16 protein-coding genes are annotated in these 14,155 nt (G+C 70.6%); 7 read left to right on the forward strand and 9 right to left on the reverse strand.

The genetic code is table 11. The annotated features are described in order from the left end of the window. Nucleotides 1-105: 105 nt before the first annotated feature. The 3 genes from OG331_RS28575 to OG331_RS28585 form a co-directional block, all read right to left on the reverse strand. A complete protein-coding gene (locus tag OG331_RS28575) occupies nt 106-978 on the reverse strand; it encodes a MerR family transcriptional regulator (RefSeq protein ID WP_406201315.1) in 873 nt (290 codons plus the stop codon). 66 nt (nt 979-1,044) lie between these two features. Beyond that, a complete protein-coding gene (locus OG331_RS28580) occupies nt 1,045-1,548 on the reverse strand; it encodes a glutathione peroxidase (RefSeq protein WP_406201318.1) in 504 nt (167 codons plus the stop codon). Between the two features lie 10 nt (nt 1,549-1,558). Continuing rightward, the gene (locus OG331_RS28585) at nt 1,559-2,542 is read right to left on the reverse strand and encodes an ArsR/SmtB family transcription factor (protein WP_406201321.1); all 984 of its coding nucleotides are present in this window, start codon (nt 2,540-2,542) and stop codon (nt 1,559-1,561) included. Nucleotides 2,543-2,613: 71 nt separating this feature from the next. Between OG331_RS28585 and OG331_RS28590 the strand changes: the two genes are divergently transcribed. The 4 genes from OG331_RS28590 (at nt 2,614) to OG331_RS28605 (ending at nt 6,791) form a co-directional block, all read left to right on the forward strand. Beyond that, the gene (locus tag OG331_RS28590; protein ID WP_406201323.1) at nt 2,614-3,858 is read left to right on the forward strand and encodes an MFS transporter; all 1,245 of its coding nucleotides are present in this window, start codon (nt 2,614-2,616) and stop codon (nt 3,856-3,858) included. Between the two features lie 55 nt (nt 3,859-3,913). Beyond that, entirely contained in the window at nt 3,914-5,257 is a 1,344-nt protein-coding gene (locus OG331_RS28595) for a histidine kinase (RefSeq protein WP_406201326.1), read from the forward strand. Then, nucleotides 5,221-5,865: a LuxR C-terminal-related transcriptional regulator gene (locus OG331_RS28600; RefSeq protein WP_406201329.1), complete on the forward strand. Its 645-nt coding sequence runs from the start codon at nt 5,221-5,223 to the stop codon at nt 5,863-5,865. The genes OG331_RS28595 and OG331_RS28600 overlap by 37 nt, the downstream gene beginning before the upstream one ends. Nucleotides 5,866-6,008: 143 nt before the next feature. Then, nucleotides 6,009-6,791 (forward strand): SAM-dependent methyltransferase, encoded by a 783-nt coding sequence (locus OG331_RS28605; protein WP_406201332.1) that lies wholly within the window; start codon nt 6,009-6,011, stop codon nt 6,789-6,791. A gap of 29 nt (nt 6,792-6,820) precedes the next feature. On the opposite strand, the gene OG331_RS28610 is transcribed toward OG331_RS28605, so the two are convergent. Beyond that, nucleotides 6,821-7,387 (reverse strand): CGNR zinc finger domain-containing protein, encoded by a 567-nt coding sequence (locus OG331_RS28610; protein ID WP_406201334.1) that lies wholly within the window; start codon nt 7,385-7,387, stop codon nt 6,821-6,823. Between the two features lie 122 nt (nt 7,388-7,509). Between OG331_RS28610 and OG331_RS28615 the strand changes: the two genes are divergently transcribed. Next, a complete protein-coding gene (locus OG331_RS28615) occupies nt 7,510-8,382 on the forward strand; it encodes an alpha/beta fold hydrolase (RefSeq protein WP_406201337.1) in 873 nt (290 codons plus the stop codon). A gap of 152 nt (nt 8,383-8,534) precedes the next feature. Next, entirely contained in the window at nt 8,535-9,449 is a 915-nt protein-coding gene (locus tag OG331_RS28620) for a hypothetical protein (protein ID WP_406201340.1), read from the forward strand. 93 nt (nt 9,450-9,542) lie between these two features. Here OG331_RS28620 and OG331_RS28625 read toward each other — a convergent pair whose 3' ends face one another. Together OG331_RS28625 and OG331_RS28630 are read right to left on the reverse strand one after the other, a co-directional pair. Beyond that, complete coding sequence (locus tag OG331_RS28625; protein ID WP_406201343.1) at nt 9,543-9,746, reverse strand: hypothetical protein; 204 nt, start codon at nt 9,744-9,746, stop codon at nt 9,543-9,545. Nucleotides 9,747-9,791: 45 nt separating this feature from the next. Further along, complete coding sequence (locus OG331_RS28630) at nt 9,792-10,013, reverse strand: hypothetical protein (RefSeq protein ID WP_328881042.1); 222 nt, start codon at nt 10,011-10,013, stop codon at nt 9,792-9,794. 414 nt (nt 10,014-10,427) lie between these two features. Between OG331_RS28630 and OG331_RS28635 the strand changes: the two genes are divergently transcribed. Beyond that, nucleotides 10,428-11,450: a DNA-directed RNA polymerase subunit alpha gene (locus OG331_RS28635; RefSeq protein WP_328881043.1), complete on the forward strand. Its 1,023-nt coding sequence runs from the start codon at nt 10,428-10,430 to the stop codon at nt 11,448-11,450. A 105-nt stretch (nt 11,451-11,555) separates the two neighbouring features. Here OG331_RS28635 and OG331_RS28640 read toward each other — a convergent pair whose 3' ends face one another. The 3 genes from OG331_RS28640 to OG331_RS28650 all read right to left on the reverse strand — a co-directional run bounded on the left by OG331_RS28640 (nt 11,556) and on the right by OG331_RS28650 (nt 13,770). Beyond that, nucleotides 11,556-12,797, reverse strand: a complete 1,242-nt coding sequence (locus tag OG331_RS28640; protein WP_406201346.1) for a PP2C family protein-serine/threonine phosphatase — start codon at nt 12,795-12,797, stop codon at nt 11,556-11,558. 165 nt (nt 12,798-12,962) lie between these two features. Further along, nucleotides 12,963-13,265 (reverse strand): hypothetical protein, encoded by a 303-nt coding sequence (locus OG331_RS28645; protein ID WP_406201349.1) that lies wholly within the window; start codon nt 13,263-13,265, stop codon nt 12,963-12,965. Between the two features lie 238 nt (nt 13,266-13,503). Continuing rightward, nucleotides 13,504-13,770: a hypothetical protein gene (locus tag OG331_RS28650; RefSeq protein WP_406201352.1), complete on the reverse strand. Its 267-nt coding sequence runs from the start codon at nt 13,768-13,770 to the stop codon at nt 13,504-13,506. Nucleotides 13,771-14,155 lie beyond the last annotated feature (385 nt).

A 14,155-nucleotide genomic window follows, 5' to 3' on the forward strand; every position in this document is an offset into this window, starting at 1 on the left:
CGCACGATCGACAACTGCACAAGCACCACAGGAAGAGCCCTCTCGACCAGCCCGCCGTCCTTGCCGAGAGGGCTCGGCCGTGCCCTCACCCGTGGGCCGGCCGGATCACCTCACCGGGAACGCCACATCGCACACCGGGTCCTGTGCCCCGGCACCGTCCCAGTCCTCCACGAAGTACACCTCGCGGCACGGGCCCGCCTGCCACAGCCCCTCCTTCGCCATCCACTCCTCCACCGCCTCGAAGGCGGCCAGGATCTGCGGATGGGCCACCTGCGCCTTGGTGATCCGGGTGAAGGCGAGCCGGTGGGCCGGCTCCACCCGTACCGTCGTCTCCCGCGTCCGGCCCTGCTTCTCGAGCCACGCCCGGGCCGCCGCCTCGTCGGCCACCGGCACGCACGACTCGGCCGGCCCGTCGCTCTCCATCGACACGTCGGAGTGGTAGACGACGAACGGTGGCGCCGTGACGCCGCCGCACTCGTGCGCCGCCGACTCCAGCCGGCCCAGCGACGCCCCGATCCACGCCGGCAACTCGCTTGCCAGCACATGCCGCATCTCGGTGATCAGTACCTGCTCGGGCACCTCAACCGTCTCGACCACGAACTTCCCGTACATCTCGGAGCTCCTCCCCGACAGCCGTCCACGGAGGTACTCGGCCAGCGTCCGCTGCCCCGCCACCCGCGCCTCGACATCCGCCCAGTACGCGTCGAGCCGGGCGGCCGCCGCGGCACCGTCCGGCGCCTCGACGATCTCCGCGATCCGGGCGAGCGGCATGTCCAGCTGGCGCAGCAGCGCCACCAGACGGGCACGCTCGACCTGGTCGGCGCGGTAGTAGCGGTAGCCGCTGGCCTCGTCGACGTGCGCCGGGGCCAGCAGTGCGAGGCGGTCGTACAGCCGCAGGGCCTTGGCCGACAGCCTGGCCCGCGCGGCGAACGCGCCGATGGTGAGCAGTTCGTCGTCCACGGCCTCATCCTCCGTCACCGGGCGGCTTGTTCCGCCCGGCGACAAGGACGCTCGGCTCTGCCCCAGGGGCAAGGTCAACCCGTGTTACTTGATCGCGGACTCCACCGCGGCCACGACCTCCGCCGCCTCCGGCTCGGTCTGCGGCGAGAAGCGGGCGACGACCTTGCCGTCGCGCCCGATCAGGAACTTCTCGAAATTCCAGCGGATGTCCCCGGTGTGCCCCTCGGCGTCCGCGAAGCCGACGAGACGCTCGTACAGCGGGTGCCGGCCCTCCCCGTTCACCTCGGCCTTCTCGGTCATCGGGAAGGTCACGCCGTACGTCGCCGAGCAGAACTCGGCGATCTCCTCGGCGCTGCCGGGCTCCTGCCCGAGGAACTGGTTGCAGGGCACGCCGAGCACGGTGAAGCCGCGCTCCGCGTACTGCGCCTGGAGCTTCTCCAGGCCGGAGTACTGCGGGGTCAGGCCGCACTTGGAGGCCACGTTCACGATGAGCACGGCCTTGCCCGCGTACTGGGCGAGATCGGCGGTGCCGCCCTGGAGGGTGTCGATGTCGACGTCGAGGGGGGAGCTGCTGTCAGTGGTCGTCATGAAACGGATGCTAACTCCGGTACGTGTCGGGCCGGTGCCGGGCCTCGACGAGCACGTCCCCCGCCGCCGTCCGCTCGTACAGCACCGACCGCCCCGACCGCCGCCGCTCCACCAGCCCGGCGTCCAGCAGTACCCGCACATGCCGTCCGACCGAGCCCAGCCCCTGCCCGGTCACCGCGACCAGCTGGGTGGTGCTGAGCGGGGCGTCGAGGAGGACCAGGACCGCCGCGCGTGCGGGCCCGAGCAGCGCGCCGAGGCTCGCGGGGACGCTCCGGGCGCCGGGGTCGGTGAGCGCGCCCGCACAGGGGTAGACCACGGCGTACCGCTCGGGCGCCTCCCAGGACACCCAGCCGCCCTTCGGCGTGACCGGCACGAAGACGAGCGCGGCGCCGGAGATCTCGCGGGGCGGATACTCGTGCAGGTTCACCTGGAGCCGGCTGTCACCGAGCCAGCGGGTGCGCCCGGGCCGCAGCGAGTCCAGTACGGCCGCCCAGCCGCCCCGGCTCACCTGCGCGGTCCGGGCGACCACGTCGGCCTCCAGGACGCGCCGGCGCCGGTCCCAGTCCGGCCGTACGGTCTCGGTCCAGACGTACTCGATGAGCGCGGCGGCGCGGTCCGGCAGGTCGTCGCGGTCCAGTGCGGCGGGGAGGGGGCCGGCGAGGGAGACGGCGAGGTGGGCGCGGGCCTTGCGGGGGTCCGCCGCGCGCACCCGTGCCACGCCCTCCTCGAAGGTCTCGCCGTCCCTCGGGGTCGGGGTGAGGAAGTCGGCGATCCAGTCCTTCCCGAGCCCGGCGCGGACGAGGTGCGCGGTGACCGGGTCGGCGGCCAGGCGGGCCCGGTGGGCGGGACGGTGGGTGTCCAGCCAGGCGCGTTCGCCGGGATGGGCGGCGGTCCCCGAGTGCAGCAGCTTCAGCGCGGCGAAGGTCTCGGCGAGCGGCGAGATCAGGAACCGGCTGCCGGCCAGGGTGTCGGCGTTGATCTGCCACCAGCCCATCGGCCATCCCCACCTTTCGCGTCTCCGCGAAACAATAACGACCGGATTCCGCAGCTGCGCAGACTCCGCGCATGCGCAGCTACCGACAGCTCTTCCGCACACCGGAGTTCACACCACTCTTCCTCGCCTCCGCCCTGCACACGGCCGCCTCCACCGTCGGCGGGCTGGCCATCGGCACGCTGGTGTACGCGGCGACCGCATCACCCCTGCTGGCGGCGGTCAGCATGTTCTGCCCGCAGCTGGCCCAGGTGGTGGGTGCCACGACCCTGCTCTCGGCGGCGGACCGGCTCGCGCCCCGCGCGGCACTGACGGGCATCGCGCTGTCGTACGCCCTGGGTACGGCGGCGATGGCGACGCCGGGTGCGCCGATCTGGGCGCTGTTCGCCCTGATCCTGCTGCTGGGCCTGATCGCCTCGCTGGGCGGCGGGGTGCGGTGGGGGCTGCTGAACGAGGTCCTCGCCAAGGACGGCTACCTGATGGGCCGGTCCGTCTTCAACATGATGAGCGGCCTGATGCAGATCACCGGCTATGCGACGGGCGGTGCGCTGGTCGCCCTGCTGTCCCCGGGGGCCACGCTGCTCGTCGCCGCGGCCCTGTACGCCGCGGCGGCCCTGGTCACCCGCCTCGGCCTGACCCGTCGCGCGCCCCGCGCCGAGGGCCGCCCCTCCGTCTCCGCGACCTGGCGCACCAACGCCCTGCTGTGGTCCTCCCGCCCTCGCCGCCACCTGTACCTCGCCCTGTGGATCCCCAACGGCCTGGTCGTCGGCTGCGAGTCCCTGTACGTCTCCTACGCCCCGCACGCCGCCGGCACGCTGTTCGCGTGCGCGGCGTTCGGGATGTTCGTCGGTGACATCACGGTCGGCCGGTTCCTCCCGAAGGACCTGCGCGCCCGCCTCGGCGTACCGCTGCTGTTGCTGCTGGCCACGCCCTATCTCCTGTTCTTCCTGCGCCCGTCGCTGCCCGTCGCCGCCGTCGCGGTCGCCCTCGCCTCGGTCGGCTTCGGGGCGAGCCTGGTCCAGCAGGAGCGGCTGATGGCGGTGACACCCGACGAACTCGCCGGCCACGCCCTGGGGTTGCACTCCGCCGGGATGCTCACGATGCAGGGGGTGAGCGCGGTGCTGGCCGGGGCGGCGGCCCAACTGACCTCTCCGGCCACGGGGATGACGGTGATGGCGGCGGCGTCGGTCGCGGTGACGCTGGCGCTGGTGGGCGCGAGCCTGCGGGAGGCGAGGGAGGGCGGGCCGGTGGTGGCGGGCCGGCGGCCCAAGAGGGGAGTTTTTTCCACCGACTTCGCACCCCGACCGCCGCAAGAATGAGGTCACGGGCGCTACGGACCCCGTAGCGAACGGACAGCGGAGAGGAGCGAGTCGTATGGACCCCACGACACAGGTCGGGGTGCACCGCCCGCCGGACCACGTCCCGGACGGAATCCCCGACAAGATCAGGGGGTTCTCCGTAGCGGCAGGACTGGTGGGGCTGCGACACGCCCTGGCCCTGTGCTGGACGGCGTCGGCGGCCTTCGGCAGGTCCCTGGCGGTGTCCGGGGCGATATGGCTGGTGGGACCCGGCCTCGGCATGGTGCCGAGGGCCATGGAGGGCGTGCGCAACCTCGCCGCCCGCCGGCGCGAACTGGCGCTGCGCTGGTCCGGCGTAGACATCCCGGGCCCGCCCGGCCCGCTGCCGCCCGCACCCGAGGGCGCCTCCGGGCTGACCGGCCGCTACCGGTGGATCATGAGCGACCCGCAGACCCGGCGGGAGTACGTCTGGGTGCTGACCGACCCGCTGGCCGGCGCGTTCTTCGCCTTCTTCCCGATCGCCCTGGTCCTCAGCGGGGCGTGGGGCGTCTTCCTCGCCTTCTTCGGTGTCGGGCTGTCCGCCGAGTGGGACGGCCTGTGGTACCACTTCATCCCGATCGAGGGCCGGGCCACCGCCGTACTCGCCGGAGTCCTCGGCTTCCTGCAACTGCCGCTGGCCCTGTGGGCGGCGCCGCGGGCGGTGCGCCGGCACGCCCTGTACACCCGCGCGATGCTCGCCCCGAGCGAGAGCGAGCTGATGGCCGGCCGCATCCAGCACCTGGCCGCCACCCGCTCCGACGCCGTCGACACGCAGATGGCCGAGATCCGCCGTATCGAACGCGACCTGCACGACGGCGCCCAGGCCCGCCTGGTGGCGATGGGCATGACCCTGAACGCCGCCGAACACCTGCTGGAGACCAACCCCGAGGCGGTCCGCGCGCTGCTCATCGAGGCCCGTGAGTCCTCCTCCAAGGCACTGGAGGAACTGCGCAACCTGGTCCGCGGCATCCACCCGCCGGTCCTCGCCGACCGCGGACTCGCCGACGCGGTACGGGCGTTGGCGATGGTCTGCCCGGTCCGCACCGAGGTCGCGGTCGACCTGCCGGGCCGCCCCGAGATGCCGGTCGAGTCCGCCGCGTACTTCGCCGTCTCGGAGATCCTCACCAACGTCGCCAAGCACGCCGGCGCCGACCGGGCCTGGATCGAACTCCGTTACGATCACGGGATGCTGCGCATCACCGTCACCGACGACGGGCAGGGCGGCGCCGACGCCTCGCGCGGCAGCGGCCTGCGGGGTATCGAACGCCGGCTCGCCACCTTCGACGGGGTGCTGGCCGTGAGCAGCCCCGTGAACGGACCGACCATGGTGACGATGGAGCTGCCGTGCGTATTGCCCTCGCCGAAGACCACTTCCTCCTGAGGGACGGACTCATCCGCCTGCTCGGCGCCCACGGCCACGAAGTCGTCGCCGCCGTGGACAACGGTACGGACCTGCTGGACGCGCTCGTCAGCGAGCGGCCGGACGTCGCGGTGGTCGACGTCCGGCTCCCGCCGACGTTCACCGACGAGGGCCTGCGCGCGGTGCTGGCGGCCCGTGAGCGGATGCCGGATCTGCCGGTCCTGCTGCTCTCGCAGTACGTGGAGCCGCTGTACGCCCGTGAGTTGCTGGCCGGGGGCGGCCGGGGCGTCGGCTACATGCTGAAGGACCGGGTCACCAACGGCGCCCAGTTCCTGGACTCGATCCGCCGGGTGGCCGACGGCGGCACCGCGATGGACGCCGAGGTGATCTCCAAGCTCCTGGTCCGCAAGGAGCGCGACGAGGCCGTGGGCAGCCTCTCCGAGCGCGAGCGCGAGGTCCTGGAGTGGGTGGCCCAGGGGCGCTCCAACGCGGGGATCGCACAAGGCCTGTTCATCTCGGAGAAGGCCGTCGCGAAGCACATCGGGAACATCTTCGGCAAGCTGGGGTTGCTGCAGGCGGACGCCGACAATCGGCGGGTGCTGGCTGTGCTGGCGTATCTGGATCAGTGAGGGGCGGCGGCCGGGGTGTGGCCAAAACTTCACGGCGCGTGAGGTGTATCTGGTCAACTTCCGTATATGCAGGGCGAGTTGACCTACGTTGGTTGCTGTTTGAATCACCGGCGACGTCCTTACCCACCCCGCAGGAGGCCCCCGTGCCAGCCGACACCACCAAACCGCACTCGGCCCGCTTCTGGAACTACTTCGTCGGCGGCGAGGACCACTACGAGGTCGACCGGCAGGTCGGGGACGAGATCAAGAAGATCTTCCCGGGGCTGGCCGACGTGGCCGTCACCAGCCGCCACTTCCTGGGCCGCGCCGTACGCCACCTGGCCGGCGAGGTGGGCATACGGCAGTTCCTGGACGTCGGCACCGGCCTGCCGACCGCCGGCAACACCCACCAGGTCGCCCAGCGTGTGGCCCCGGACGCCAGGATCGCGTACGTCGACAACGACCCCGTCGTGCTGGGCCACGCGAGCGCCCTGCTGACCAGCACCCCAGAGGGCGTGACGGCGTTCCTGGACGCCGACCTGTACTACCCCGAGGCCGTCCTGGAAGCCGCCGGCGCCACGCTCGACCTCTCCCGCCCGGTCGCCCTGATGATCCTCAACACCCTCGGCCATGTCACCGACCACGACCAGGCGTGCGACCTGGTACGCCGGCTTCTGGCCGGTCTGCCCTCGGGCAGCCACCTCGTGATCAGCGACAGCACGGCCACCAGCGAAGGCATGATCGCCGCGTCGGAGGCGTACAACGCGAGCGGCGCCGTGCCGTACCACGTACGCAGCATCGGCGAGATCGCCGCCTACTTCGACGGCCTCGACCTGGTGGACCCCGGCATCGTCCAGGTCCCCGAGTGGCGCCCCGACACCCAGGGCCCGACGGACCCGGCGACGGCGGCGGTCGACGCGTACTGCGGGGTGGGGCGCAAGCTCTGAGGCACGGTGCTCCGCCCTGTCCACCCGGTCTACCCGGTCTTGTGGCGCTGGTAGTGGCGGGCGACGCGCACCCGGTTGCCGCAGCGGGCGGCCGAGCACCAGCGGCGGCGCGGATGGGTGGGCAGGAAGACCATCACGCAGTCGTCGGCCTCGCACTTGCGGATCCTGGCGACCGCCGGATCGGCCAGCAGTTCGGCGGCGGCCTCGGCGAGGCGGGCCGCCAGCCGTAGTCCCGGCGCCCCCTCGCGCCGCTGCGTCGCGACCACCGCCGACCCGTCCCAGGCCAGCTCGTGGATCGCCGGCGCGGCACGCTGCGCGTCGTTGAGTGCCGCCAGGTCGGCGGCCGGGGGCTGCTCGCCCCGGCGGACATGGCCGAGGGCGCGGGCGGTGTGCTCCCGTACGGCGAGTACCGCGGCCAGGTCGGCGGCGGTGACGCCGGCGCCTTCCCGCGGTACGTCCTCCGGGAGACGGTCGGCCTGGAGCTCCCACCAGGCCCGCAGTTCGCTCGGCGTGGTCAGCAGGTCGCCGACGGCCGTGCGGGTGTTGACCAGGTCCAGGGCCAGGGGTTCTCCGGTCAGCGGTACGGGATCGCTCATACGGCTAATGGTACACAGACGGGTTGACGCGTTAGCCGAGTCGGGGTTATACCGGAGGTGCACCTAATGCATCGATAGGCAAAGAAACAATTAGGCAAGAAGCGACTAGGCAGGGGTCAGACATGCTTGCTGCAACCGCCCGCACCGTCCATCGCCACCTGGAGATCGAGGGAGTCCGCGTCTTCTACCGGGAATCCCTCCCCGACCGCCCCGATGCCCCCGTACTGCTCCTCCTGCACGGCTTCCCGTCCGCTTCCCACCAGTTCCGCGGCCTCATCGACGCCCTCGGCGCGGACTACCGGCTGATCGCCCCGGACTACCCCGGCTCCGGCCACACCCGGGCCCCCGACGACTTCACGTACTCGTTCGACAGGCTCGCCGACATCACCGAGGGCTTCATCCAGCGCCTGGGCCTGGACCGCTTCGTGATGTACGTCTTCGACTTCGGTGCGCCCGTGGGCTTCCGCATCGCCGAACGCCACCCCGAGTGGATAGCGGGACTGGTGGTCCAGAACGGCAACGCCTACGTGGACGGCCTCTCCGACATGGCCCGCGACCTGCTAAGCCTGACCCCGCAGACGCCCGGCGCCCACGACGCCATCCAGGACGTGCTCACCCTCGACACCACCCGCGGCCAGTACGAGACCGGCGTCGCCACCCCTGACCTGGTCGCCCCGGACGGCTGGACCCTGGACCAGCACTTCCTGGACCAGCCCGGCCGCAAGGATGCCCAGCAGGCCCTGCTCTTCGACTACCACTCCAACGTCGAGCGCTACGACACCTGGCACGCCTGGCTGCGCCGCCACACCCCGCCCACTCTCATCACCTGGGGTGCCCACGACCCCTTCTTCACCGAGCTGGGCGCCCGCGCCTACCTCCGCGACCTCCCCGACGCCGAACTCCACCTCCTCGACACCGGCCACTTCGCCCTGGAGACCCACCTGGGGGAGATCGCCCCGCTGATCGCCGACTTCGCGGACCGCGCCTGGAAGTGACGTGACGGACCCGGCCGTGCCGGTGGCTGCCCTGCGGGTGCCTGCCGTGCCTGGGCCCACCGGTCGGCCGGCGCCGCAAATCAGCACCAAAGGTGCGAAAATCGACACGGGTCCTGTTGACCTCTGTGACGCGGCGAGGGACGCAGAGAGGGATGCCGATGGAGCGGGACCAGGACGTGGACCTGGACACTGTCGCCGACGAGCTGTACGGCCTGCGACCGGAGGAGTTCATCCCCACCCGCGCCGCACGAGCGGCCGCGGCGCGCACGGCCGGCGACCGCGCCCTGGCCACCGAGATCGGCAAACTGCGCCGCCCGAGCCTGTCGGCCTGGGCCAGCAACCTGCTGGTCCGCGAACGCCGCAGTGAGGTCGAACCGCTGCTCCGCCTCGGCAAAGGCCTCCGACAGGCCCACCAGAACCTGGACGGAGCGCAACTGCGCGAACTCAGCCGACAGCAACGGATCCTGATCGGTGAGCTGTCCCGACAGGCCGGACAACTCGCCGCTCAGGCGGGCCACCCGATCAGCGACGCCGCCCGCCATGAGGTCGAGAGCACCCTGCACGCCGCCCTCGCGGACCCCGAGGCGGCCCGCGAATGGGCGAGCGGCAGACTCACCAAGCCCTTCAGTTCGGCGACCGACTTCCCGGCGGTGGCGGCCCTCGCGAGCGCCCACCGCACCCCACCGTCTCCGGCCGCCGAGTCACGCACTCGCCGGCCCACCTCTCGCGACACCAAGGCCGGCAAGGAACGCCGCCGCCGTCTCACCCAGGCCCGCAAGGACGCCGACAAGGCCGCACGAGAACTCCGAGCCCAGGAGGACGAGACGGCAACGGCGACGCGCCAGGCCTTCGCAGCGAAGAAGCACCTCGACGAGACCCAGCAACGCGTCGCCGAACTGACTGCCGAGCTACAACACGCCAAAACCGAACATCAACAGGCCCGCACCGCCGAACAGGAGGCCCGCAGCGACGCCCGCGCGGCCGACCGACGACTCCGCGAGGCTCGGCGGCGGGCGGAAGGGGCTGCGGGGGAGGCGGAGGGGCTGGAGGCGGGCGACGACCAGTGAATCGCTACGCCCAGTGAATCGCTACGCCGCGGCGACCCGTCGGCGGATCGGCTCCATCCATCGCCTGTTCGAAACCACCGTCACCCTTGGGAGCTAGGCCGCCTTGGTTCGGGTGGCACGCATGTCTGAGGCGACTTCCTCAGCATCCTCGAACAGGAAGGTCTCGTCCTCCCCGAAGTCGGGGGCCTGGAAGGGGTTCGTCGCCGGAGGCGGCGATGCCGCGGCGGAACGGCGGGGCTGCCCTTCCGGAGCGGAGAACAGCGAGGTCAGTTCTATGAGAGGTCTCTCCTTCGTCACAGGTCCCCGAAGGGACCTGTTGTGCCGTGACCGGGCACAGCGGTTCTACAGCTTGGTCATCTTGGCGTACGGGCTCAAGATCCGTATCGGCGTGGATCCGAAATCGACGAGCGCCGCGATTCCGGCCTCGATACCGATCACACGACCGAGGCCGTACATGTCGTGGGTGACCTTGTCGCCCACGGCGAAATGCTTGGGAGCAGGCGCGACCGGGGCCTTGAAGGGGCTGGTGGGCAAGTGACGCTTCGGGGCAGCAGGCTTTGTCATTGCCCCCAGTATGGACCTACCGGCATCCCCTTCGCTGCCCCTGTCCGCGTCCAATGCCCGGCACGACCCCGGACGGCGGTGATCACCTTTGGGACGAGACGGAGCTCAATGCCGCTGACCAGGGGATTCCGTACCCGGTGATCTGAAACAATGGACAGGTGGGCTGATCAAGGGGGCTCATCAGGAGGGCTGATCAGGGGGGCGCAGACGGTCGTCGACCCCAGCCGCCCCACCCGTAAAGAAATCGAACTGTGCCGTCGGTCGACCGTCACGGGCAGGTGTGGCTGACCGTCGGATTCGACTCCAGCAGGAGCCGGGCCCGCCGACCGGCCAGCAGAAGGGCCGATCCGGCCGTACCCTTCGTGGTGTCTACGGCGTCACATAACGGGCGCCACATACTGGAGGCAATACCTCGTGCTGATTGCTCAGCGTCCATCACTGACCGAAGAGGTCGTTGACGAGTTCCGCTCCCGGTTCGTGATCGAGCCGCTGGAGCCGGGCTTCGGTTACACCCTCGGCAACTCCCTGCGTCGTACGCTCCTGTCCTCGATCCCGGGTGCGGCGGTCACGTCGATCCGTGTCGACGGTGTCCTGCACGAGTTCACCACCGTGCCGGGCGTCAAGGAGGACGTCACCGACCTGATCCTCAACATCAAGCAGCTGGTCGTCTCCTCGGAGCACGACGAGCCTGTCGTGATGTACCTGCGCAAGCAGGGTCCGGGTCTGGTCACCGCCGCCGACATCGCGCCCCCGGCCGGTGTCGAGGTGCACAACCCCGACCTGGTCCTCGCCACGCTCAACGGCAAGGGCAAGCTGGAGATGGAGCTGACCGTCGAGCGCGGTCGCGGCTACGTCTCCGCGGTGCAGAACAAGCAGGTCGGCCAGGAGATCGGCCGTATCCCGGTCGACTCGATCTACTCGCCGGTCCTGAAGGTCACGTACAAGGTCGAGGCGACGCGTGTCGAGCAGCGGACCGACTTCGACAAGCTGATCGTCGATGTCGAGACCAAGCAGGCGATGCGTCCGCGTGACGCCATGGCGTCGGCCGGTAAGACCCTGGTCGAGCTGTTCGGTCTCGCCCGCGAGCTGAACATCGACGCCGAGGGCATCGACATGGGCCCGTCCCCCACGGACGCCGCCCTTGCCGCCGATCTGGCGCTGCCGATCGAGGAGCTCGAGCTCACGGTCCGCTCGTACAACTGCCTCAAGCGTGAGGGCGTCCACTCGGTGGGTGAACTCCTGGCGCGTTCCGAGGCCGACCTGATGGACATCCGCAACTTCGGTGCGAAGTCCATCGACGAGGTCAAGGCGAAGCTGGCCGGCCTGGGTCTGGGCCTCAAGGACAGCCCGCCCGGATTCGACCCGACCGCCGCCGCGGACGCCTTCGGCGCGGACGACAACGCGGACGCGGGTTTCGTGGAGACGGAGCAGTACTAGCAGTACTGAACGTCGCCTGACCGGCTGTCCCCGGAGCACGCGTCAGCCCCCTCGGAGATCACTCCGAGGGGGCTGTTCCCGCACGGCTCATTGGAAATCGCGGGCTCAATCGAGGGCGGCGAGATGATCGGCGTCGCCGCCTCGCCACTCGATGAGGAAGATGGTCGCGTCGTCGCTCGTGGTCCCGCCACGTTCGTGTTTCAGGGCGTGGGAGAGCGCTCGCACCACCGCCCGCACCTGGGTGCGCTCGCGGAGGATCCGGTTGGTCCACTCGACGAGCTGCTCCTCACCGAACTGTTCCCCGCCCGCCTGGTGCTCCTCGATCAGGCCGTCGGTGAAGCACAGCAACCGGTCGCCGGGTTGCAGCATCCGCTCGCTGACCACCGGCTCCTCACCGCCGAAGCCGACCGGCAACGTGGTCGGGCTCTCCAGCCGGTCCACCACGGCGCGGTCACGGATCAGGAGCGGAGCCGGGTGTCCGGCGTTGACCCAATGCAGCCCGCCTGTGGCGATGTTCAGCACCATCATCTGCGCGGTGACGAAGTGGTCGGGGCCGAACTGGTCGTTGATGGCCCTGTCCATGAAGGCGTACACCTGGGACAGATCGGTATGCGCCCGTCGCGTGTGTCGATAGGCACCGACGGCCACCGTCGCCATGGTCGCCGCATCCAGCCCGTGGCCCATCGCGTCGAGCATGGCCACGTGAAGGATGTCGCCGTTGAGGGCGTAGTCGAAGCTGTCGCCGGCCACGTCGTAGGCGGGCTCCAGGATTCCGGCCACCTCGACCTGCGGAACGGTCATCGACAGCGGGGGCAGCAACGACCACTGAATCTCCGCGGCCACGCTCATCGGGGCGCTGCGACGGGCCTGGAAGAACAGGTCGGTGTAGGCGTCCTTGGTGACGATCATGTCCGCGACCAGACCGGCGAGCCTGCGGAGCAACCGCCGGTCGTCGTCATCGACCGTGTCCAGGGTGACGGCCATCGCCCCGATCTGGTCGCTGCCGTCCAGCAGCGGCAGGTACATCCGCACACTGCCGTCCTGCGGCACCTCTACCGTTCTGCGGCCCAGGAACGCCTCGCCGGCCGGGGAGTTCTCGACCGGCTCGGGCCCGCCGACCCGCAGCCTCCGGCCCGGCAGCGGCACCAGCAGCACCTGTTCGTAGTCCTGGAGGAGGATGGAGACCTCCCGCCCCCCGACCCTGGCCACCTCTTCCGCGACGAGTGGGGCGATCAAATCCGGCGGCATCTCGTGCGCCCGGTCCAGCAGCACACCCAGCAGCCGTTCGCCGAACCCCTCCGACCGGTCCACCCCGATCCTGTTCGGCTTCCGCCCACCGTCCGTCATCGCTGTTCTGTTTCCCTTCGTCCCAGGGGCGTGGGGCACTCGGCGGGCGGCAGCGACCGCAACGTCGTCAGCGGACGGGCGCCGCTTCGTGCGCCGGGGTCCTCGCACAGCGACGAAGGCCGGGCCCTGGCACGCGAGAGTGGACGGAGTTCGCTGACGCGGGCGTCAGGCAGCGCCGCTGACGCCCGGGGCGACGAAGCGCCTGTGCAGCGGGAAGAACTCCGGCTGGGGGTCGCTCTTCACCCCCAGCTCGCCCTTGAGTACAGGTTCGATCCGGCTGGCGATGAACCGGGTGAAGTGCTCCTCCGACTCCCAGATGTCGAGAGCGTGGAAGCCGTCGGCCGCGAACCACGCCACGTGCAACACGCACCCGTCCGGGGAGTCCTCTTCCCAGCGCACCCTCTTGCGCACCGCGTCGTACAACTCGGGCGTGATCTCGGGCCAGACGAAGGTCATCACGACTGCCATGAAGTTGCCTCTCACTCGCCGCGCCGCGCTGCGGTCCGCGCGGGGTGCGCACGACGACGCTAAGCGGCTCGGGCCCACCAGGCACTTCGGGGCGGGCCATCCGTGCAACACCCGCGCACCGACGAGACCCTCACCTGCGGCCATCGGCGACTTCCGCTCCGTACGACCGCTCGGCCGCCGCAAGGCATTCGGCCCGGGCCCATGGCATTCCGCTCCGACGCGCGGGCGGCGCAGGAACTCACCGCGGCTGTCGTGAGTGCCGCTTCGGGCGCCGACGCAGAGTAAAGGCGCAGGCCAGCATGCCGAGGCCCCAGGCGATCAAAAGGGCACCCCACAGCGGCATGGTCACCTCCGGGATGAGAAGGCGGATCTTGACGCTCGCGCGGTTCTCGAAGATGAAGACCAGAGCGATCGCGGTGATCAGAGCGAACGGTATGAGGCGGCGGACACCGGGGCGGGAAAGGAACGGTGTCTTAGCCTTGTGGTCTGCGCCGGTCTCGGCCATGGGGTGCCTCTCCCTCACGTACCCCTGCCTCCAGCCTCCCCTTTCACCGCGTGGCGCGCCACCGAAGGGGCTGCGTGGAGGGATGTACGTCACCCTCGACCGTGGCGGCGGGTGGGCTGTTCGTGGCCCTTTCTCGATCCCCCCGGCAGGATTCGAACGCCGCAGCCGCCTCAAGAGCGGCCCGAACTCACGTACAACCCTTACCCCCCTCCAAGCGTCTCCTGATCGCTGACCACCCGGTGAAGCAGGGGACAACTCCTGCCGAACACAGGCGGACAGGCACCCACCGACTGCGGATGACCGCCGGGACGTTCGGCGCGACGACGTACGGCCCGATCCGCATCGGCATCTCCACCGGCGACGACCCCCGACTCGGCATGATCAC

It is taken from the genome of Streptomyces sp. NBC_01017 (assembly GCF_045162795.1).
Lineage (GTDB): Bacteria > Actinomycetota > Actinomycetes > Streptomycetales > Streptomycetaceae > Streptomyces > Streptomyces machairae.